General features: G+C 44.6%; 16 protein-coding genes. 9 read left to right on the forward strand and 7 right to left on the reverse strand.

Annotated elements, in window-relative coordinates; translation table 11 throughout:
• Positions 1-2: 2 nt before the first annotated feature.
• Complete coding sequence (locus AC6R05_RS08600) at positions 3-584, forward strand: Maf family protein (RefSeq protein WP_500647151.1); 582 nt, start codon at positions 3-5, stop codon at positions 582-584.
• 307 nt (positions 585-891) lie between these two features.
• Here AC6R05_RS08600 and rluC read toward each other — a convergent pair whose 3' ends face one another.
• The gene (gene rluC, locus AC6R05_RS08605; protein WP_150868980.1) at positions 892-1,836 is read right to left on the reverse strand and encodes a 23S rRNA pseudouridine(955/2504/2580) synthase RluC; all 945 of its coding nucleotides are present in this window, start codon (positions 1,834-1,836) and stop codon (positions 892-894) included.
• A gap of 594 nt (positions 1,837-2,430) precedes the next feature.
• Between rluC and rne the strand changes: the two genes are divergently transcribed.
• Positions 2,431-5,523 (forward strand): ribonuclease E, encoded by a 3,093-nt coding sequence (gene rne / locus AC6R05_RS08610; RefSeq protein ID WP_500647152.1) that lies wholly within the window; start codon positions 2,431-2,433, stop codon positions 5,521-5,523.
• A gap of 261 nt (positions 5,524-5,784) precedes the next feature.
• A complete protein-coding gene (locus tag AC6R05_RS08615) occupies positions 5,785-7,332 on the forward strand; it encodes a SulP family inorganic anion transporter (RefSeq protein ID WP_032552029.1) in 1,548 nt (515 codons plus the stop codon).
• Positions 7,333-7,424: 92 nt separating this feature from the next.
• Here AC6R05_RS08615 and AC6R05_RS08620 read toward each other — a convergent pair whose 3' ends face one another.
• Positions 7,425-7,874: a low molecular weight protein-tyrosine-phosphatase gene (locus AC6R05_RS08620; protein ID WP_500647153.1), complete on the reverse strand. Its 450-nt coding sequence runs from the start codon at positions 7,872-7,874 to the stop codon at positions 7,425-7,427.
• An 84-nt stretch (positions 7,875-7,958) separates the two neighbouring features.
• Here AC6R05_RS08620 and cobO point away from each other — a divergent pair, with 84 nt between their 5' ends.
• Positions 7,959-8,564 carry a cob(I)yrinic acid a,c-diamide adenosyltransferase gene (cobO, locus tag AC6R05_RS08625; RefSeq protein ID WP_032552027.1) on the forward strand — a complete coding sequence of 202 codons (606 nt, stop codon included), beginning with the start codon at positions 7,959-7,961 and terminating at the stop codon, positions 8,562-8,564.
• A gap of 167 nt (positions 8,565-8,731) precedes the next feature.
• Here the strand turns inward: cobO and AC6R05_RS08630 are convergent, their stop codons facing one another.
• The 3 genes from AC6R05_RS08630 to apbC all read right to left on the reverse strand — a co-directional run bounded on the left by AC6R05_RS08630 (position 8,732) and on the right by apbC (position 12,871).
• Positions 8,732-10,834: an AsmA family protein gene (locus tag AC6R05_RS08630; RefSeq protein ID WP_500647154.1), complete on the reverse strand. Its 2,103-nt coding sequence runs from the start codon at positions 10,832-10,834 to the stop codon at positions 8,732-8,734.
• A 123-nt stretch (positions 10,835-10,957) separates the two neighbouring features.
• The gene (gene udk / locus AC6R05_RS08635) at positions 10,958-11,599 is read right to left on the reverse strand and encodes a uridine kinase (RefSeq protein WP_032552025.1); all 642 of its coding nucleotides are present in this window, start codon (positions 11,597-11,599) and stop codon (positions 10,958-10,960) included.
• 195 nt (positions 11,600-11,794) lie between these two features.
• Complete coding sequence (gene apbC / locus AC6R05_RS08640) at positions 11,795-12,871, reverse strand: iron-sulfur cluster carrier protein ApbC (protein ID WP_500647155.1); 1,077 nt, start codon at positions 12,869-12,871, stop codon at positions 11,795-11,797.
• Positions 12,872-13,030: 159 nt separating this feature from the next.
• On the opposite strand from apbC, the gene metG reads away from it, so the two are divergent.
• Both metG and AC6R05_RS08650 read left to right on the forward strand, forming a co-directional pair.
• Positions 13,031-15,106 (forward strand): methionine--tRNA ligase, encoded by a 2,076-nt coding sequence (gene metG / locus AC6R05_RS08645; RefSeq protein WP_500647156.1) that lies wholly within the window; start codon positions 13,031-13,033, stop codon positions 15,104-15,106.
• Positions 15,107-15,279: 173 nt separating this feature from the next.
• Positions 15,280-15,759, forward strand: coding sequence for a YehS family protein (locus AC6R05_RS08650; RefSeq protein ID WP_500647157.1), 480 nt, complete (start codon positions 15,280-15,282; stop codon positions 15,757-15,759).
• Positions 15,760-15,864: 105 nt separating this feature from the next.
• On the opposite strand, the gene fadR is transcribed toward AC6R05_RS08650, so the two are convergent.
• Positions 15,865-16,704, reverse strand: a complete 840-nt coding sequence (gene fadR / locus AC6R05_RS08655; RefSeq protein ID WP_032552021.1) for a fatty acid metabolism transcriptional regulator FadR — start codon at positions 16,702-16,704, stop codon at positions 15,865-15,867.
• A gap of 633 nt (positions 16,705-17,337) precedes the next feature.
• On the opposite strand from fadR, the gene nhaB reads away from it, so the two are divergent.
• Together nhaB and dsbB are read left to right on the forward strand one after the other, a co-directional pair.
• A complete protein-coding gene (nhaB, locus tag AC6R05_RS08660) occupies positions 17,338-18,927 on the forward strand; it encodes a Na(+)/H(+) antiporter NhaB (RefSeq protein WP_032552020.1) in 1,590 nt (529 codons plus the stop codon).
• 146 nt (positions 18,928-19,073) lie between these two features.
• Positions 19,074-19,577, forward strand: a complete 504-nt coding sequence (gene dsbB / locus AC6R05_RS08665) for a disulfide bond formation protein DsbB (RefSeq protein WP_032552225.1) — start codon at positions 19,074-19,076, stop codon at positions 19,575-19,577.
• Between the two features lie 83 nt (positions 19,578-19,660).
• Here the strand turns inward: dsbB and AC6R05_RS08670 are convergent, their stop codons facing one another.
• Entirely contained in the window at positions 19,661-20,284 is a 624-nt protein-coding gene (locus AC6R05_RS08670) for a YecA/YgfB family protein (RefSeq protein ID WP_500647158.1), read from the reverse strand.
• A gap of 191 nt (positions 20,285-20,475) precedes the next feature.
• On the opposite strand from AC6R05_RS08670, the gene dusC reads away from it, so the two are divergent.
• Positions 20,476-21,438: a tRNA dihydrouridine(16) synthase DusC gene (dusC, locus tag AC6R05_RS08675; protein WP_500647159.1), complete on the forward strand. Its 963-nt coding sequence runs from the start codon at positions 20,476-20,478 to the stop codon at positions 21,436-21,438.
• Positions 21,439-21,458 lie beyond the last annotated feature (20 nt).

Raw genomic sequence — 21,458 nt, forward strand, 5'->3', positions numbered from 1 at the left:
AAATGAAAAATTACCAACTAGTTTTGGCCTCTACTTCGCCATTTAGGCAAGAGATCCTCAAAAAGCTCCATTTAGACTTTGTGACTGCTAAGCCAGACTGCGACGAAACACCAATTGCCGGAGAATCACCGCAACAATTAGTTATGCGTTTAGCAGAAGAAAAAGCCAAGTCTTGTCAGGTCACTTCGCCAAGCCTGATCATAGGTTCAGACCAGGTGTGTGTGATCGATGGAGAAATCATTGGTAAACCACACAACCGCGAAAAGGCCATTGAACAGCTATCACGTCAAAGCGGCAAAAGCATCACCTTTTACACCGGCCTCTCTGTTTGGAATTCCGTTACTCAAAAAGCTGACACACGTCTCGACACCTTTGTGGTTCATTTTCGCGACTTAACGACTACGCAAATCGAAAGCTACGTCGACAAAGAGCAGCCTTTCTATTGTGCGGGCAGTTTTAAGAGTGAAGGACTGGGTATTGCTCTCTTTGAACGTCTTGAAGGTAAAGACCCAAATACATTAATTGGACTACCGCTCATCGACCTGATTGATATGTTGGAAGCGCAAGGGTTGAATGTGCTTTAGGTTGGTCTCGAGCACCTTATAGAGATTCCCTACTCCTTCCTTCATCAGCCTTGGGAAGGACTAGATTTGTCACTCACTCTAGAACAACACGATTCGACCAACATAACCGGGTTGCTTTATCACTAAAAACCAAAGTTCGTCATCCCCAAGAGTGAGGGACGAGCGAGTTGGGGATCTCTGATAACGAGCACAAACAAAAAAGGTTGATGATATTCGTCAACCTTTCTTACTTAAGATACTAAAGTACAAATTGGGAGAACACTCTTTCCCTTCGTATCTCGTATCTCGTATCTCGTATCTTAAAGAATTAAAGCTTACGCAGACCTGCGATTGCCTTCTCTAACTTAGCTTCCATTGGAGCCGAGATATCCATCTTCTCTTCACTGCTTGGGTGTGTGAACTTAATATTCGCGGCATGTAGGAACAGACGGTCTAAACCGACTTTGCCCGTATAAGCGTCAAAGCGGCGATCACCGTAGCGATCATCCCATGCAATCGGGTGACCTGTGTACTGTGTGTGAACACGAATTTGGTGAGTACGACCAGTAATCGGGCTTGCTTGAATCAAAGTCGCGTCTTTGAACTTCTCTAACACCTTAAAGCGGGTTTCAGAAGCTTTACCATTTGGGTTTACACGAACAATGCTGTTGACTTCATTTTTAAGAAGCGGTGCATTCACCACCTTACAACTGTTCTTCCACTCGCCCATGACCAATGCAAAGTAGTACTTCTGGACCGTCTTTTCACGGAACTGAGCTTGCAGATGGCGCAGCGCCGAACGCTTTTTCGCCACCAAGAGGATGCCCGAAGTATCTCTGTCAATTCGATGCACCAATTCAAGGAAGCGGGCTTCTGGTCGCAATGCGCGTAAAGCTTCGATCGCTCCGAATTTAAGGCCACTGCCACCGTGCACCGCTGTACCTGAAGGTTTGTTCAAGATAAGCATGTGGTCATCTTCATAAATGATGCAATGCTCTAGCTCGGACACTTTATTAAGCTTAGTGCTTGGCACGTTCTCTTCGACTTTCTCTTCCACAGTCACTGGTGGAATGCGAACAAGATCACCGGCTTTCAGTTTGTATTCAGCTTTGATGCGCTTTTTGTTAACACGCACTTCGCCCTTACGTACGATTCGATAAATCATACTTTTAGGGATATTTTTTAATTGGTTACGTAAGAAGTTATCAATACGTTGACCAGCCATATCTTCATCGATGTCGACAAATTGGACTTTGGTTCTAATTTCGCTCATGCGGTTAGTGTATCACTGTCAAATTTGATAATTGAGAGTTAATTGCATTTTTCGGCGCGATTATACCCAAAAGGAGGCGTGAAACTTCTATATTTGTTTGATTCTTCGAACAAAAAACAATCAAGACTGCCGCAAAATTAAATATCATTTGATAAATTATTGATAGACAGTGAGTTAGAGCTATCAAAACCCAAACAAAAACCGTTTTTTTTCGCGCATTCTGATAAAGCAGATTGCTGTGATTAGCGACCACTGCTATAGTTCACAGCTGCTATCTATGGTTTGACTACTATTTAAACAGCCAACCATTCACAAGCAAGTAAATGAGTAGATGACTCAGTCAAAACCGTGCTGCATTGGCGTAAGACACCGTTAACTGAGTTCCTTGTCGCTCTACTCACGTACGCTCATGTTGAGTATTCACCGCCACATCGCGGATCATAGTTCACTATCTATGATGACTGACGTGCCCCAAGAGCATCCCTTCCAGCCGGGAGGCTGCACCGATAAAGCCATGGGATCAGGCACCATGAGAAACGAAATCAAGCGACAAGAACAATGATGAAAATAAGAAAAGACAATGAGTATTTCTAAATGAAAAGAATGTTAATTAACGCAACTCAAAAAGAAGAGTTGCGTGTCGCTTTGGTTGATGGCCAGCGACTTTTCGATCTTGATATCGAAAGTCCAGGTCACGAATCAAAAAAAGCGAATATCTACAAAGGACGTATCACTCGTATTGAACCAAGCCTAGAAGCGGCATTTGTTGACTACGGCGCAGAACGTCACGGTTTCCTCCCTCTTAAAGAAATTGCCCGCGAATACTTCCCTGAAGGTTACACATACCAAGGTCGTCCAAGCATCAAAGAAGTGCTAAAGGAAGGCCAGGAAGTTATCGTACAAGTTGAGAAAGAAGAACGTGGTAGCAAAGGTGCTGCACTGACTACTTTCATCTCTTTAGCGGGTAGCTACTTAGTTCTTATGCCAAACAACCCTCGTGCAGGCGGTATCTCTCGCCGTATCGAAGGTGACGAGCGTACTCAACTAAAAGCAGCTTTAAGCACGCTTGAGCTTCCTCAAGGCATGGGTTTAATCGTTCGTACTGCTGGCGTTGGCAAAAGCGCAGAAGAGCTTGAGTGGGACTTAAATGTACTACTTAATCACTGGGCTGCTATCAAGCAGGCTTCGGATTCAAACGCAGCACCTTTCCTTATCCACCAAGAAAGTAACGTAATTGTTCGTGCAATTCGTGACTACTTGCGTCGTGATATTGGTGAAATTCTTATCGATAGCAACACTATTTTTGAGCGTGCACAAGCACACATTCAACTAGTGCGCCCAGACTTTATCAGTCGCGTTAAGAAGTACGACGGTGAAGTTCCTCTATTTAGCCACTACCAGATCGAAAGCCAAATCGAATCTGCTTTCCAACGTGAAGTTCGCCTTCCGTCGGGTGGTTCAATCGTTATCGACCCAACAGAAGCTCTAACTTCTATCGATATCAACTCTGCTCGTGCAACGAAAGGCGGTGATATTGAAGAAACAGCTCTGAACACAAACCTAGAAGCCGCAGATGAAATTGCTCGTCAACTTCGTCTACGTGACCTAGGTGGTCTAGTAGTTATCGACTTCATCGATATGACGCCTGTTCGTCATCAACGCGAAGTAGAAAGCCGTCTACGTGATGCAGTTCGTCTAGATCGTGCACGTGTTCAAATCGGTCGTATTTCTCGATTCGGTCTTCTTGAGATGTCTCGTCAGCGTCTAAGCCCTTCTCTAGCAGAAGCAAGCCACCACATCTGTCCTCGCTGTACAGGTACTGGTGTTGTACGTGACAATGAATCTCTAGCACTTTCAGTTCTTCGTCTAATCGAAGAGGAAGCGCTAAAAGACAACACAGCACAAGTGCTTGCAGTTGTACCTGTGCCAATCGCTTCTTACCTATTGAACGAGAAGCGTCGCTCTGTAAACCACATTGAGCGTACTCAAGAAGTTAAGATCACTGTTGTACCTAACTCTGATATGGAAACTCCGCACTTCGAAGTTATCCGTGTTCGTGAAGGTGAAGAGTTCGATCTACTTTCTTACCTACTTCCTAAGAAGCTAGACGCTCTGAAAGAAGCAGAAAGCAAAGAACCAGCAGAACAGACGATTCGTCCTAAGAAGATCGAAGAACCTGCACTGAAAGGTTTTGCTGCTCCTGCGCAATCTGCGCCAGCTCCAGCGCCAAAAGCAGCAGCTGCAAAAGTAGAAGAGAAGAAAGAAGAGCCTAAGGCACAAGAATCAGGCCTAATCAGCCGCTTCTTCAAAGCTATTGGCAGCTTCCTATTCGGTGGCTCTTCATCTCAAGAAGAGAAACAAGAAGAGAAGCAAGAAGAGAAACCTAAGAACAATCGCAACAATGGCAACCGTCAACGTCGCGATCGCAATGACAATCGTCGTCGCAACCAGCGTGGTGATCGTAACGAGAACCGTGACAACAAGCGCCGTCGTAAGCCAGCTCGCGATGAGAAGCCTGAAGAGCAAAAAGAAAATGCAACTCAGCAACCTCGTCAAAACCGTAAGCCGAAGCAAGACCGCCGCAATAAGCAGCGTGACGAGCAGAAGCAACAACGCGAAGAGCAAGTACCATCTAAGGTTGCAGAACAAGGTCAACAGCTAGCAGCTGATGCTCAAGCGTCTAAACCTGAAGGTCAAAAACAGAAGTCTGAAGCGAAAGCTGCAAAGGTTAAAGAGCGTCGTCAACGTCGTAAACTGAACAAGCAGATCCGCGTTAAAGACCAGCAAGCTCAAGCAGAAAACAACTCTGCGAAAGAGCAGGTTGCAGCTAAAGATAAATCTGTTGCTCAAGAGCAAAAGGTAGCGGAACAAGTAGAAGCTAACCAAGCGAACGCTGAACAAACAGAACAGGAAGAGCCGAAGCAACGTCGTAACCGTCGTTCTCCACGTCACCTACGTGCAAGTGGTCAACGTCGTCGTCGCGGTCGTGACCGTCGCCCTAACCCATTCCGCCTACGTAAAGGTGGTGTAGCCTCTCCTGAGATGGCGATGGGTAAAGTGATGCCTCGTTTCGTGCCTAAACCGCACCACAAACAAGCAAAACCTGAAGCTGCTAAAGCAGAAGCGCAAGTACAACAGTCAACTGAACTAGAAGCTGTTCAAAACAATGTTGTGATTGCTGGTGGTTTTGCATGTCCTGAAATGGCAATGGGTAAAGTGATTATCCGCCGTGAAGAGCCTGTTGTTGAAGCGAAAGCTGAAGAAGTGGTAGCACAGCCTGCAGTTGAAGCACCTGTTGTTGAGACACCTGTAGCTGAAGCGCCTGTAGCAGCACCAGTTGTTGAAGAGGCTCCAGTAGTAGATGCACCTGTTGTTGAAGAATCAGTTAAAGCTGAAGAAACGGTTGAAGCAAAAGCTGAAGAGACTGTAGCTGAAGCTCCAGTTGTTGAAGTACCAATCACTGAGGCTAAACCAGTTAAAGCAGCACCTGTGACTGAAGAGAAACCTTCAGTAGAAGCGAAGAAACAAGCTAGCTCGCCAATGACGAAAGCTCCTGGTCCACAAGAGATCAAAGAGGTTGAAATTGTTGCAGCACCATTCCGTAGCGAACGTTACGTATCGAAGGGTGCAGGCAGTCAGGTTGCTTCGAACCAAGCGGGTTCTGGTATGACTAAGCCAAACTACTAAGCATTTACTGTTGTAAATTCTTAAGTACATAGAATCAAAGGCTGCTTATTATAAGCAGCCTTTTTCACATGCGTTATCGGAATAACGATTAATAGATATATTACTCAAAGTTAGGTTCAACCTTGAACTTAATCACATTTTTGGGTAGGATTCGCGCACTTATCTTTTTCGACACTTAGCTATTGCCGCTCTTTTATACACCTGTTTAGCTCCGCAATATGTTCGTGTCGGTAAATCCATTTAAAGCATAGCTGAGCACACATGTTCGAATTCCCACAATTTTCAAAGCACTCTGTAAAGAATGACGTTCTTTCAGGTCTTACTGTAGCACTTGCTCTAGTACCTGAAGCCGTTGCATTCGCCTTTGTTGCTGGTGTTGACCCAATGGTTGGTCTATACGCAGCATTCATCGTCGGTCTTATCACTTCTATCTTCGGCGGTCGTCCTGGCATGATCTCTGGTGCAACAGGCGCAATGGCCGTTGTAATGGTTAGCCTAGTTGCGACTCACGGTGTTCAATACCTCTTTGCCGCTATCATGCTGGCGGGTCTTCTACAGATAGCTGCGGGTCTATTCAAGCTCGGTAAATTTATTCGTATCGTTCCACACCCAGTAATGATCGGTTTTGTGAACGGTTTGGCGATTGTTATCTTCCTTGCTCAACTTGGCCAGTTTAAAGCACCAGACATCACTGGCGCGCTAACTTGGCTTCCAACAGACCAAATGACACTTATGCTTGGTCTGGTAGCTCTAACTATGGCTATCATCCACTTCTTGCCTAAGTTTACGACTGCAGTGCCTTCTTCACTGGTTGCTATCGTGACTGTGACAGCGCTAGTGGTTGGTTTAGATCTAGAAACACGTACAGTAGTTGACTTCCTACGTACTATGTCTGGTGACGATGCTGCAACGCTTGCAGGCTCTCTACCAACATTCTCGATTCCAGCAGTACCATTTAACCTAGAAACGATTTACATCATCTTGCCTTACGCAGTAATTCTGGCGGCAATTGGTCTAATTGAATCGCTACTGACTCTGACAGTGCTTGATGAAATGACAAACACTCGTGGCCAATCAAACCGTGAGTGTGTTGGTCAAGGCATGGCTAACGTAACGTGTTCAGTATTTGGCGCGATGGGTGGTTGTGCGATGATTGGTCAATCGATGATCAACGTAAACTCTGGTGGTCGTGGTCGTCTATCAGGTATCGTTGCTGCAGTTGCACTACTGATGTTCATCCTATTCGCATCGTCGCTAATTGAAATGATTCCTCTAGCAGCACTTGTGGGCGTAATGTTCATGGTTGTTATCGGTACATTCGAATGGGCAACGTTCAAGCTTGCGCGCCGCGTACCAAAACAAGACTTCTTTGTTATCGTTCTAGTAACGGTTGTTACTGTAATGACTGACCTTGCAGTTGCTGTATTTGTTGGTGTTATCGCTTCTGCGCTAATGTTCGCTTGGCAGCACGCTAAGCACATCTACGCAGATACTTGCATCAACGAAGAAGGCTCAAAAGAGTACAAAGTGAACGGCCCGATCTTCTTCGGTTCTACAGCGAACTTCCTAGAGCTATTTAACGCTCAAGAAGATCCTCAAGACGTTATCGTAGACTTCGCAAACTCTCGTGTAACTGACCACTCAGCGATCGAAGCGATCGATACTATTGCTGAGCGTTACGCAGCACAGGGTAAAACACTGCATCTACGTCACCTAAGCCAAGACTGTGTTGCTATGCTGCACAAAGCAGGTAGCTTGGTTGAAGCAAACGTTGCAGAAGACCCTATCTACAAGGTTATGTCTAAGTAACAGCTGATGGCTTTACATAGATAAGAATAAAAAATGCCGACGATAAACGTCGGCATTTTTGTATCGGTTTAATAAAACGGAACCTCCACTTCTTAAAGGGATCTCAGTACCGCTTCACTCGACTCTTCAATTAGATCGAGAACCAACTCAAAGCCATCCCCCTCTCCATAGTAAGGATCAGGAATTTCCTCATAACTCGATTCACCAAAGCTTAGAAACAGAGCCAATTTATACTGTAAGTGAGCCGGGCATTGAGATTCTAAGTCTGTTAAGTTCGCTCTATCTGCAGCTAAAATTAGGTCGAACGTATCAAAATCTTGTGCCACTACTTTGCGAGAGCGAATTCCTTTAAAGCTATAACCCCTAGCCTCACCAGCCGCTTTGGAACGTGGATCTGGTGGGTTTCCTTGGTGGAAACCGATTGTACCAGCGGAGTCTACCTCAACCTCGATCCCCATAGACTTGGCTTTAGCACGCAATATCGCTTCGCCTGTTGGTGAGCGACAGATATTCCCCATACAGACTACCAGTATCTTTTTCATCCCTAATCACCTGTTCTTTCGATGGTTTTTGATAGTGTTAACTTAAGCTATGATAGTGCTAATCACAAATTATAAGGAAGAGTTATGTCGACTGAAGACAACAAAGAACAGCGCCATAAGGCCCGCCAACAGAAAGTTAAAGAACAAGTTGATGCTCGTGTTGCCGCTGCTCAGGAAGTTAAAGGCCTACTGCTTGTTATTACGGGCAATGGTAAAGGCAAGTCAACTTCAGGCTTTGGTACCATTACTCGTGCTGTTGGTCACGGTAAAAAATGTGCTGTTGCTCAATTCGTTAAAGGAACATGGGACAACGGCGAAAAAAACGTACTTGAGAAGCTCGATGTTGAATTTCAGGTGATGGGTACTGGCTTCACTTGGGAAACGCAAAACAAAGCCAAAGATATTGAAGCTGCACAACGCGTTTGGACAGAGTGTAAGCGTATGCTTGCTGACGAGTCATTGGATGTGATTCTGTTTGATGAGCTAACGTACATGGTTAGTTACGGTTACATTGAACTCGATGAGGTTGTTGAAGCACTAAATAACCGACCGAAGATGCAATCAGTGATCATTACAGGTCGTGGCGCTCACCGCACACTGACGGAGATGGCAGATACGGTTTCAGAGGTACGTAATGTCAAACATGCTTTTGAATCAGGGGTTAAAGCTCTGCAAGGCGTTGACTGGTAATAACCTTCGAACTGAGATCCTCGACTCGGGAAGATGACGACTTTGTCCGTGTTACTTTCTATAACAAAGGCCGATGTCTTAGAAAACCTCCGTTTTAGACGTTTAAATTAAAAAGCGCCACTCCTAATTAAAGAGTGGCGCTTCGTTTATATCAGACTAAAAACGGATTAGTTAAACAGACCTTTTAGGAGTCCATCTACTGCTTCCTTGGTTTTCTCATCTTTGATCTTATCCGTGAGTTTCTCAACACCACGGTCGATCTCTTTCTGAGCTTTCTGTTTCAATACGTCGTCGAACACTAAGCTAAACTTAGGATCTGTCCAAGCACCTGTAACCTTAATTGGAATCGTCACATCTTTAAGGTCATCAATGCTCTTGCCCCCCTGACCTTCCAGTGAGCCTACAATAGAGGTGCGCACTAGGAAATCAACGGTCTCCTTGATGAAGTTAGCCTTACCTGAACCAGTTACACGCAGCAGAGGTGATTGCGCTGAAAGGTCGTTAGTTGATACCCAACCTTTGTCGACTTTTAGTGTCGCCTTCATCGCACTGAAATCGGTCTTTTGAACACCTTCGCTCTCGTCGTACTTCTCACCCTTGATCTTCGCATAGTTCTCACGAATCAGCTGTGCTACGTTGATACCGTTCACGGCACCATCGGCAAAGTTGATAGCAATAGTACCCACTAGATTCTGCTTGATACCGGTTGGAGTTAGGCTCTTACCAGAAACATTCACGTCAATGTTACCAGTACCTTCGAGCATATCGTTATCCGCAACATCCACCAGCAATGGTTGAACCTTAACGCCCTTGATTGCTTTCTTAGCCGTGTATGACGCTGGTGACTTACGAGCATCCAGAGTCGCTGTCGCAGAAATAGAGCCTTCATAAAGGTTAGACGTGAATGACTCTAGTTTTGCCACACCACGATTAACCGAGAATGCCGCTTTTACATTCTGCATACGAGCGTTATTAGCTTTGAATTTATCAATTGTAATATCGCCTTTAACATCAAGCGTTTTCAAGGCTGTTAAGTCCGGTTCTACTTCTTTCGCAGGTGCTGAAGATTCAGCTTCTTTAGCTGGCTGTGAGGCTGCTGACGAATCAGAAGCGCTACCCAAACCTAAGAACTCGTCCAAATCAATATTCGGACTATGAAGAGAGAAGCGTACCTTAGGAATCTCGGAGAGCGTCACATCTGCTTTACCGTCAAGTGCGATGCTGTTCGCTTGAAGCTTCTCTAATACAAAGCTCAAGTGACTCTTAGTTAGATCAAAACTCAGATCAGATAGCATATCGACTTTCATTGGTGATTGAGGAAGTGCATCACCTTTAAACGTAGAGTCTAGAGTTAGCTTGTTAAGCACAACTTTTGAAATCGCGCTATCAACTGACAGTTCACCAGCGCCTTTCAGATCCAGTTCCATACCCGCAGCATTACCCACAACGCTATATGTTAAGTTATTCACTTTGTCGAACTCGAACGTATTAAGACCAATCTTAGCCGACTCAATTTGAGTACTTGGATCGCTAAAGGTCGCATTCAAGTCTATATTACGCAGCGCATAGCTCGCGAAGCCTTTTGCCAGCTTCAAGTCTGCACTGCCTTGCGCTGAGAACTTCTGCTGATTGTTCTCACCAGATGCGGAGAAAGTCGCTGTAGTCCACGTATCAGCCGCGAATTCAGATAGGTTAAACGCCACATCATATAGCTTGATAAATGAACCAGCTTGTTTGTCATCCATCTCGAACAATGCATTCGATACAGTCACACCGGCGAGGTTAATCGTCCAGTTTGAGGCTGCACTTTCTTGTGGCGCAGTGGGCGCTTCTTCTGGTTGAGTTGTTGTTTCTTCTGCAGGAGTAGCAGCGGTTTGAGCCTGTGTTAGCGCGTCAATGTTCTTACTGCCATCTTTTAGAGTTTCTAAATAGAATTCTGCGCCATCCAGCGTAACGTTACCGATCTCAAGTTGATTGCTAAAGAGAGGTGTAACAGAGATATCAACGCCGACGGTATCAACTTTGAATAAGTTAGGTTGAGTAAAGCCCTGCGGATTACGCAGTTCTGTCTTTCCTAGTTCAAAACCAATCGATGGGAAAAATTGCCAGCTGATGTCACCTTCAATCACAAGCTCTAAACCGGTGTGTTTTTGGGCTTGTTCGACAATCAGTGGTTTAAATTGGTTGGGATTCACTAACAGCACTAGCGCCAGAATCGCCGCGATAACGACAACAACTGGGATAGCTATGAAAATGAGTAGTTTCTTCATCCGCATATTCCTTGCTTAGATTCCAAAAGAAAGTGGCACTATAAAAGTGCCACTTATTCGATAAAAAATAAAGCTAAGTTAAGAACTTATAACTAAATTCTTACTTTTGTCAGATGGTACCGACTACGCCTTTAATAGCTTAGCAATGTGAGCTTTCAAAACGTCGATTGCGATACGGTTTTTACCACCACGAGGGACGATAATATCGGCATGCTGCTTTGATGGCTCAATGAACTGCATAAACATAGGACGTACTGTCTCTTGATATTGCTTCAGTACAGAGTCCATCGTACGACCACGCTCTTCAACATCACGCTTAACACGACGCAGTAGACAGATGTCTAGTGGTGTATCCATGAAAACACTCGCGTGCATCAGTTCACGTAGACGTGGGTCTGTTAGCAGTAGGATACCTTCTAAAATGATCACTTTCTTTGGAGTAAGTGTAGTCGTTTCAGAAGTACGTGTGTGCTCAGAGTAGCTGTATTCTGGAACTTCAACCGCGTTGCCGTTCATTAGCTCTTTAAGATGCTCACACAGTAGATCGTGATCTAATGCATTTGGGTGGTCGTAGTTTGTTTTAACACGCTCTTCCATACTCAAGTGGCTTTGGTCGCTGTAGTAGCAATCTTCCGTGATAACACCAATTTGATGGTCGCCTACTTTTTCGCGCAACTCATTATAAATAGTACTAGCAATCAGACTTTTTCCTGAAGCTGAAGCGCCAGCGATACCTACGATGACACATTGATTATTATCAGACATTATTTTGCACCCGATATGGTTTTGGTGATGGGAATAGATAAACCGCCTGATTATAGGGGCTAAGCTCTATAGATTCTAGTCGCCATTTCAGCAAAATACCGTCAAATTGATGATCCAAATGGATTAAATCAAAATAAACGTTTGCTTAATGACCAGTGCCCATCAACCACTTGCACACTCTGTATAAATTATAAACTACTCAACCATTGAGAAGTTAATCGCTTCTGGTTTCACTTTGCCCGTCCAGTACATCTTACAGGCTACATTTTCGGCCAAATCGAGGTAATGACGTGTATGCTCGCTGTCAGGTCGACGCACTACAGTTGGCATTCCCGCATCAATATCTTCACGGACATCGATGTGCAGAGGGATCTGAGCAAGAATATCAAGGCTAAATTCAACAGCCATAGCTTCAGCGCCACCAGAACCAAAGATATGCTCTTTTTCACCACAGTGGCTACAGATATGGTAGCTCATATTCTCTACAAGGCCCGCAACCGGCACGCCTACTTTGTCAAACATCGCGACACCTTTACGAGCATCCGCTAAAGCAAGGTCTTGCGGTGTAGTCACAACAATCGCCCCTGTCACCGGGATTTGCTGAGACAGAGTCAGTTGAATGTCACCTGTACCCGGCGGCATATCGATCACCAGATAATCCAGATCCGGCCATACCGTTTCATTCATGATCTGGCCAAGAGCTTTCGCAGCCATTGGACCACGCCAGATAGCGGCATCGTCTTTTGATACCAAGTAACCAATTGAGTGAGTGAAGATCCCATGAGCTTCAATAGGAATCATCCATTTATTGTCACGCACTTCTGGTTTCGCTTGCATTTGGCCAAGCATCATAGGCACAGAAGGACCGTAAATATCTGCATCCAATAGACCAACTTTAGCGCCTGACTTTGAGAGTGCTAACGCTAAGTTCACTGAGGTTGTTGATTTACCAACGCCCCCTTTAGCAGACGTCACCGCAATGATATTTTTCACGCCTTTCACAGGGCTTGATACGGTTGTTTCAAGTGCAGCAGGCTTAATTCGAACTTCAAAGTCGAACCCAGCGACTTTCTGGTCAGCGATTTGATGTGATATCCAGTGTGATAGCTCTTCTACCAAGCTATTGGCCGCAAATGGAAGCGTAATGATAAATGAACCCTTTGGGTCTACCGTCACCATATTCGGTTGCGATGCCCATTCTGGGATTAGAAGTACAGATTCAAACTCATTCAGCCAAGAACAAAAATCTTGCTTTGATGTGAAGTTACGCATTGGGGCTCCTTTTTTTGATTTATGCTATCACCCGCTGACGAAAGACTGAACCCTTAAAAAACTAAGGGATTCGTCAATTTGATACCTTGGCGTGACACCTGTTATAAAGTAGTATTACACATCAAATTTATACCCATCAAAAAGAAGCGAAATTTAAGTATGGCAAACGATCCAAGAACTCTTGATTCAAGGAAACTACTGGTCACTTGTGCCCTTCCGTATGCTAATGGTTCGATTCACCTAGGTCACATGCTTGAGCACATTCAAGCTGACATTTGGGTGCGCTACCAACGCCTACGCGGCAACACTGTAAACTTCATCTGTGCTGACGATGCTCACGGCACGCCAATCATGCTAAAAGCACAACAGATGGGTATTACACCAGAAGAGATGATCGCTGCTGTAAGTGAAGAGCACCAGAAAGACTTCGCTGGCTTCGATATTAGCTTTGATAACTACCACAGCACACACTCAGAAGAGAACCGTGAGCTGGCTTCACACATCTACCTAGAGCTTAAAAAGAACGGCTTTATCTCTAGCCGCACTATCTCTCAGCTATTCGACCCTGAGAAAGAGATGTTCCTACCGGATCGTTTCGTAAAAGGTACATGTCCTAAATGTAAGTCAGAAGATCAATACGGCGACAACTGTGATAACTGTGGCGAAACTTACAGCCCAACAGAGCTGATCGATCCTAAGTCTGCAGTATCTGGCGCAACACCAGAGATGAAAGACTCTGAGCACTTCTTCTTCGACCTACCTCAGTTCGAAAGCATGCTACAAGAGTGGACTCGCTCTGGTTCACTTCAAGCTGAAACTGCGAACAAGATGCAAGAGTGGTTTGAGTCTGGTCTACAACAGTGGGATATCTCACGTGACGCGCCATACTTCGGCTTCGAAATCCCAGGCGAGAAAGACAAATTCTTCTACGTATGGCTAGACGCACCTGTTGGCTACATGGCTTCATTCAAGAACCTATGTAACAAGACTGAAGGTCTAGACTTCGACGAATACTGGAAGAAAGACAGCACAACTGAACTTTACCACTTCATCGGTAAAGACATCGTGTACTTCCACTCTCTATTCTGGCCTGCAATGCTAGAAGGTTCTGGTTTCCGTAAGCCAAATAACGTATTCGTACACGGCTACGTGACGGTAAACGGCGCTAAGATGTCTAAGTCTAAAGGTACGTTCATCAAAGCAGCGACTTACCTAGATCACCTAGATCCAGAATGTCTACGCTACTACTACGCAGCTAAGCTAAACAGCCGCATTGATGACCTAGATCTAAACCTTGAAGACTTCACTCAACGTGTAAACGCTGACGTAGTAAACAAGATTGTTAACCTTGCATCGCGTAACGCAGGTTTCATCACTAAGCGTTTTGAAGGCAAGCTATCTGACAACTTCGCAGAGCCAGAACTGTACAACGAATTTGTTGCAGCTGCTGATCGTATTGCTGAGCTTTACGAAACTCGCGAATTTGGTCGTGCAATCCGCGAAATCACGGCACTAGCAGACAAAGCAAACCAATACGTTGACGAAAAAGCACCGTGGGTTGTCGCGAAAGAAGAAGGTAAAGACCAAGAACTGCAAGACATCTGTTCTGTTGGTATTAACCTATTCCGCGTTCTGATCACGTACCTGAAACCGGTAATGCCTGAGCTAGCAGCACGTACTGAAGCATTCCTGAACCAAGAACTGACTTGGGAAGGCATGGCTGCACCACTGACAGGCCACGAGATCACTAAGTTCAAAGCACTGTTCAGCCGTATCGACCCTAAGAAGGTTGAAGCGATGATTGAAGCTTCTAAAGAAGACGCCGCAGCAGAAGTTGCAGCGAAAGAGAAAGCCGAAGCGGAAAAGAACAAGGCGAGCCAAACTGAGCTAGACAAAGATCCAATCGCAGAAGAGATTGAATTTGATGCATTCGCAGCAGTAGATATGCGTATCGCTCGCATCATCTCATGTGAAGAAGTGCCAAAAGCAAACAAACTGCTTAAGTTCCAACTAGACATCGGCGGTGAAACTCGTCAGGTATTCTCTGGCATTAAGTCAGCGTACAAACCTGAAGAGCTAGAAGGCAAGCTAACTGTAATGGTGGCAAACCTTAAACCTCGTAAGATGAAGTTTGGTATGTCTGAAGGCATGATCCTAGCAGCCGGCCCTGGTGGCAGCGACCTATGGATCCTTGAGCCGCACGAAGGTGCACAGCCAGGTATGCGTGTAATGTAACGCCAACCACTGAATTAAAAATCCCCATCGCAGCAATGCATGGGGATTTTTAATTTCTGTTGATATCCCACATTCTCTGATACATTCCCCCCCTCAACTTTTCAGTCGAAAATACGCTTAATGTACAAGTACGAAACTCGCTATTCTCGACTCACTGCCGAATTAGGATTCCTGTGACTAACAATGAAATCTTGCGCCGCATCAAACACGCGCTAAACCTGAAGAACGCTCAAATCATCAAAGCTTTTGAACAAGCAGATACGACCGTTGCGCACGACCAAGTGAACAACTGGCTCAAAGCCGAAGGTGAAAAGTCATTCTCAAAAATGAAAGATAAAGAGCTGGCAATCTTCCTAAATGGTTTCATCAATCTTAAGCGTGGTAAGAAAGAAGGCGAACAACCGAAACCAGAAGTATCACTGACTAACAACATGATTTTCATGAAACTGCGTATTGCATTAAACATGAAGGCTGAAGATGTACTGGATGCATTAGAAGTGATGGGAATTAGCCTCAGCAAGTACGAAATCGGCGCCTACTTCCGTAAGCCGAACAACAAGAACTACAAGACGTGTGAAGACCAACTATTGTGCAACTTCTTAAGCGGTGTTCAGTTCTCTCAGCGTCCTGATTCAGAAGAGTTTACTGGGTAAGTCTATCCCTGTTAGCAAAACGGTAAACGAGAATAAAAACGGCGAGCTATCAGATAGCTCGCCGTTTTTGTTTGTTCGCAGCACTTAGACTATTGGCTGTATTTATTAGCTATCGTCTTCAGTAAAGTTCGTTGGCAGTGTCGTTTTCATTTCGTTCCAAATCTGTCCACTTGCAACACCGTAGTTACGAATCACTAGAGGCAAGTTTTCACGTTCACCGCTCTCACAGATTACTAGTAGCTCTTTATAGAAATCCATCGCTAGGCGACGCGCTTCTGGGTTAGAGAAGTAGTAGCTACCGATACGATCGTAAAGCTTACGAACGCCATTAAAAATCAAACCGTAGATTTGGTTACCTGAATGGAACGCAAGGCGTTGGAACAACATGTAATCGTAGAAGTTGAACGTTTTAGCGATAAGAATCGCTTGGCGTTTCTCTTCGTCTTTTTCGTTGTCTTCTTTTACTGCATGCTTAATTTTTTCTGCGTATGGAGAAGACTCTACAAACTCATCCCATGTTTTAGACGCAAGTAGTGCTTCACATGATTCAATCACATTGATGATCGTACGTTCAGAGTTTTCTTTGTTCGCCTTAAATGCATAACGCATAAAGATAGGGCTGATATTTGTACGTGCTGCAAGCAAGTCTTCTACGATGTTAGTCGCATTATCAACGTCTAGCGTCATTAGCGTGTCTAGAATATGCAGACCCGACGTTTCCATGAACTGGTTCACCTTAGTTGGCTTACCATGTTGAATCGTCAACCAACCGTCACGGGCTAGACGCTGCAATACTTCACGTAGTGTGGTACGGGTAACACCTATTAATTCAGACAGCTCACGTTCCGCTGGTAGGATTGAGCCAGGGGGAAAACGGCCATTCCAAATACTTTCAATAATATACTTCTCTGCAAATCCTGCCGGGCTCTTCGCCTTAATGACCATCTACACTTCAATCCAATTTAATTATTTTGCTTTAATTGACTCATCATACCACTAGTTAGCGCCTCGCGGAAACACCTCGAAAAGTTTACTGACATCAAACTCACAATAGAGCTAAAACTCTAAATTGCAGCACACGTTTGCACCTTTAGTCTAATATCGCTGCAAGGTATAACATCAAATTAAACAAAAATTTAACACAACATTTTATCAATTAAATCAGAGATATAGCTCATATTTTTAGATCTATTAAAATGCAATATTAAGTTGTAATAATCGAACATAAGGTGAGATTATTATGTAAATTTCAATCATTTCACGCAAATATTGATTCTAGTCGGTTTTTCTCACAATTTTAGTGTTATGCTTGCGCTACTTTGATCGCGTTTTTCAACAAAAAAGAGGTATTTTTAGGCCAACAGAGCATTTCCTGTTGACTAAATGTTATCTAAGAGTAGAGTTGCGCTCAAAAATGAGCAGTGCACGAGTTTCTAAGGGAGTGACTTGGCAAGGCCACAGAACATTACATGGAATGTAGTTTTTCTAAGTCACTGTTAGTTATAGTTTTTAACAAATTTCTATAGCTCGAATGTTGTATTGCTTGTCAATTCATAATCAACATAAAAGAGTATTAACATGCCGATGTCTCTCGGAAACGCTTTCATCAAGAACTTTCTTGGTAAGGCTCCTGATTGGTATAAAGTTGCCATCATTTCGTTTTTAATCATCAACCCATTTGTTTTTTTCCTCGTTGATCCATTTGTTGCGGGTTGGCTATTAGTCGTAGAATTTATTTTTACGCTGGCAATGGCGCTCAAGTGTTACCCTCTTCAACCGGGTGGTCTGTTGGCTATTCAAGCTATCGCAATTGGCATGACCAAACCTGAAATGGTTTACCACGAAATCCAAGCCAACCTACCAGTATTACTCTTACTCGTCTTCATGGTTGCCGGTATCTACTTCATGAAAGAGCTCTTGCTCTTTATCTTCACAAAGATACTGCTTGGCATCCGTTCTAAGATTCTACTTTCTGTTGCATTCTGTATTGCAGCTGCATTCTTGTCAGCGTTCCTAGATGCACTAACGGTTATCGCAGTAGTAATCAGTGTGGCTGTAGGCTTCTACTCTATCTACCACAAAGTGGCTTCAGGCAAAGGCTCTAACTCAGCACACGACCACACTCATGATGAAGAGATTTCAGAACTGACTCGTGAAGACCTTGAAGACTACCGTGCGTTCCTTCGTTCACTGCTTATGCACGCAGGTGTTGGTACAGCCTTAGGTGGTGTAATGACTATGGTAGGCGAACCTCAAAACTTGGTTATCGCTAAACAAGCGGGTTGGGAATTCGGCGAATTCATCATCCGTATGTTGCCGGTAACTCTGCCAGTATTCATCTGCGGTATCATCACGTGTGCGCTAGTTGAGAAGCTAAAAATCTTTGGCTACGGTGCAAAACTGCCTGCTAACGTTCGTCAAATCCTTGTTGAGTTTGATAACACGCAGAAAGCAAGCCGCACTAAGCAAGACATCGCGAAGCTTTGGGTTCAAGGCGCAATTGCAGTATGGCTAATCGTAGGTCTTGCTCTACACGTAGCTGAAGTAGGCCTGATTGGTCTATCTGTTATCATCCTAGCAACTGCGTTCACAGGTGTAATCGAAGAGCACTCTATGGGTAAAGCGTTTGAAGAGGCACTGCCATTTACCGCTCTACTTGCTGTATTCTTCTCAATCGTTGCTGTAATCATCGACCAAGGTCTATTTAAGCCTGTTATCGATGCGGTACTTCACGTAGAAGACAAAGGGGCACAGCTTGCCCTGTTCTATGTAGCGAATGGTATCTTATCTATGGTATCGGATAACGTATTCGTTGGTACGGTTTACATCAACGAAGTGAAAACTGCGCTAGTTGAAGGCATCATCAGCCGCGACCAGTTCGACCTACTAGCAGTAGCAATCAACACAGGTACTAACCTACCTTCAGTTGCAACACCAAATGGTCAAGCAGCCTTCCTATTCCTGCTGACTTCTGCTCTAGCACCACTTATCCGCCTATCTTACGGCCGTATGGTAATCATGGCATTGCCTTACACTATCGTACTGGCTCTAGTTGGTCTTGCAGGTATCGTGTTCTTTGTTGAGCCAATGACAGCTTGGTTCTACGATGCAGGTTGGATTGTGCAACACACTGGTGAAGTGACCTCTGTGATTTCAAACGGCCACTAATCGCCATAACGTGTCGTAAAGCTAATAAGTGAATCTAAGTAATGAAAAATAATCATTGATTAGGAAACTTATCCAAGATAAAAAGCTCTGAGTAATCAGGGCTTTTTTAATTTTATTGAAGGACTAAATTCGTGAACTTTCTTGTAATGCTCAAAGATTTCTCTAAAGGCCGACTTTCTTGGCTATTGTTACTTGGCTTCGTAATCTTCTTTGAAGCATGTGCGTTGTTCTTCCAACACGTTATGATGCTTGGCCCATGCGTTATGTGCATCTATGAGCGAATTGCTATGCTCGCCATTGGTGTTGCTGCAATGATTGGCGCTATCGCACCTAACAACCCTATAGTACGTTGGCTGGGCTTGGCTGGATGGGGATTCGGAGCCTACAAAGGTTTAATGTTATCGCTCGAGCACGTCGACTATCAGTTCAACCCATCTCCTTTCGCAACCTGTGATCTATTCGTGACTTTCCCAAGCTGGGCACCATTGAATGAATGGGCACCTTGGATGTTTGAGGCTTACGGCGACTGCGCTAAAGTTGTATGGCAGTTTGTTGGTTTATCAATGCCACAATGGTTGGTGGTGATTTTCGCAGGTAACCTGATTGCACTGGGTTTCATCGTGATCTCTCAATTCGCTAAATCGAAATAGGCGAAATTTGAAATACCAATAAAAAAGTCGACCGATAAGGTCGACTTTTTTGTTTTTCTGTTTAGCGAGCCGTTAGTTTAAAACTAAGCTTGTACTCGACCGCAGCACTGCTTGAACTTCTTGCCGCTTTCACATGGGCAAGGATCATTTCGGCCAATATTTTTAAACGGGTTTACGCTTTGAGCTTTGTTACCTAACATGGCTTCATCTGCAGCCAATGCTACTTCGTTAACCATTAAATCAACTTGACCAACTAAATCTACAAGCGCAGGTGGATTTTCCAGTCCTGCGGCTACCATTTGCTGCTGAGTCTGTTCTTCATCGATTGCTAACATCAGTGTCGTCAGAAGGGCTTGAAGCATTCTCAGTGTACCGTCAGCCATATTCGCTTGTTGCCACTGCTCTTCCACAGTCGGCCAAACCATCATAAAACCTTCAGCGAAATCCGCAAATTGCTCATTGAAATCACCTTCAGCAAGAACCTCTGTCAGTAAGTATTCACTGCGCTGAATTAGATTATGTTGACGGTTAATCTGTTCAGTCACCAAACCGATGAAGCTCTCTTCTGCTTCTGGCGAGATCACAGCCAGCCACTCTTTCGGGTCTAGTGGCTTAGTAGCAAGGTTAGATGCCAAGATTGCACCTTCAACAAACTGAGGCGTACACTCTTGCGGCAAGCCATCTTGTTTTAATAGTTGATATGTCATTAATACTTCATCGTTCATATGAGATTTGCGCTAAGTATACTCGTTATCGTCCATCTGCACAGTTTACCTTTGTCTGAATTTACCAAGATGAGGTAAATTTCCTGAAAACGCACCAATAGTGACAATCAGCAAGGGACACCGTACAATCACGCCTCTTTATTTTCAGGACAGAGATGTTTCGGTAGTTCGATATGCGAGTAATACTAGGCCCGATGGAGGGTGTGTTAGACCACCTAATGCGAGAGATCCTCACAGAAATCAACGACTACGATCTTTGTGTGACGGAATTCGTTCGCGTCACCGATCAGCTGCTACCACCGCACGTCTTTCATCGTCTATGTCCAGAGCTGCACCAAGGCTCTCAGACTATGGCTGGTGTCCCTGTTCACGTACAACTGCTTGGTCAACATCCAGAATGGATGGCACAAAATGCTGTTCAGGCAGCAAACCTTGGTGCTAAAGGTATTGACCTTAACTTCGGCTGTCCGGCTAAGGCGGTTAATAAGAGTAATGGTGGTGCGTCTCTACTCAAAGAGCCCGACCTCATCTACAAGGTCGTGAAAGCATGTCGCGAGGCAGTGCCTGAACATATCCCTGTATCAGCTAAAATTCGCCTTGGTTGGGAAGATCCTGAAGAGTGTTTTGAGATTGTCGATGCCATTGAGCAAGCGAAAGCTGATGAGTTAACAGTCCACGCCCGCACTAAAACTGGAGGTTACAAAGCCTCTGAGATTAAGTGGGATTACATCAACCAGATCCGTCAGAAGACGACGCTACCACTCATTGCCAATGGTGAGATTTGGAACTACCAAGATGGTCAGAACTGTATTAAAGCGACAGGTATAGACTCCCTAATGGTGTGCCGTGGCGCGTTTAATGTTCCAAATTTAGGTAACGTTGTAAAACACAACCACCAGCCTATGCCTTGGAAAGAGGTATTAGCATTGCTGTTGCGCTATTCTGAGTTTGAAATTGAGGGCGACAAAGGGCTTTACTACCCTAACCGTGTGAAACAGTGGTTTGTTTATCTTCGTAAAGAGTACCCAGAAGCGGAAGAGATCTTCCGTGAAATCCGTACCTTTAAAAAGGCAGCACCAATCGTAGAACACATTCAGCGCTACCAAGATAAACTGTTAGCAGCTCCGATAACCTAGCCCCTCAAAACAATGTATTC

This window comes from Vibrio sp. R11-SG3-ISO9, assembly GCF_059834255.1.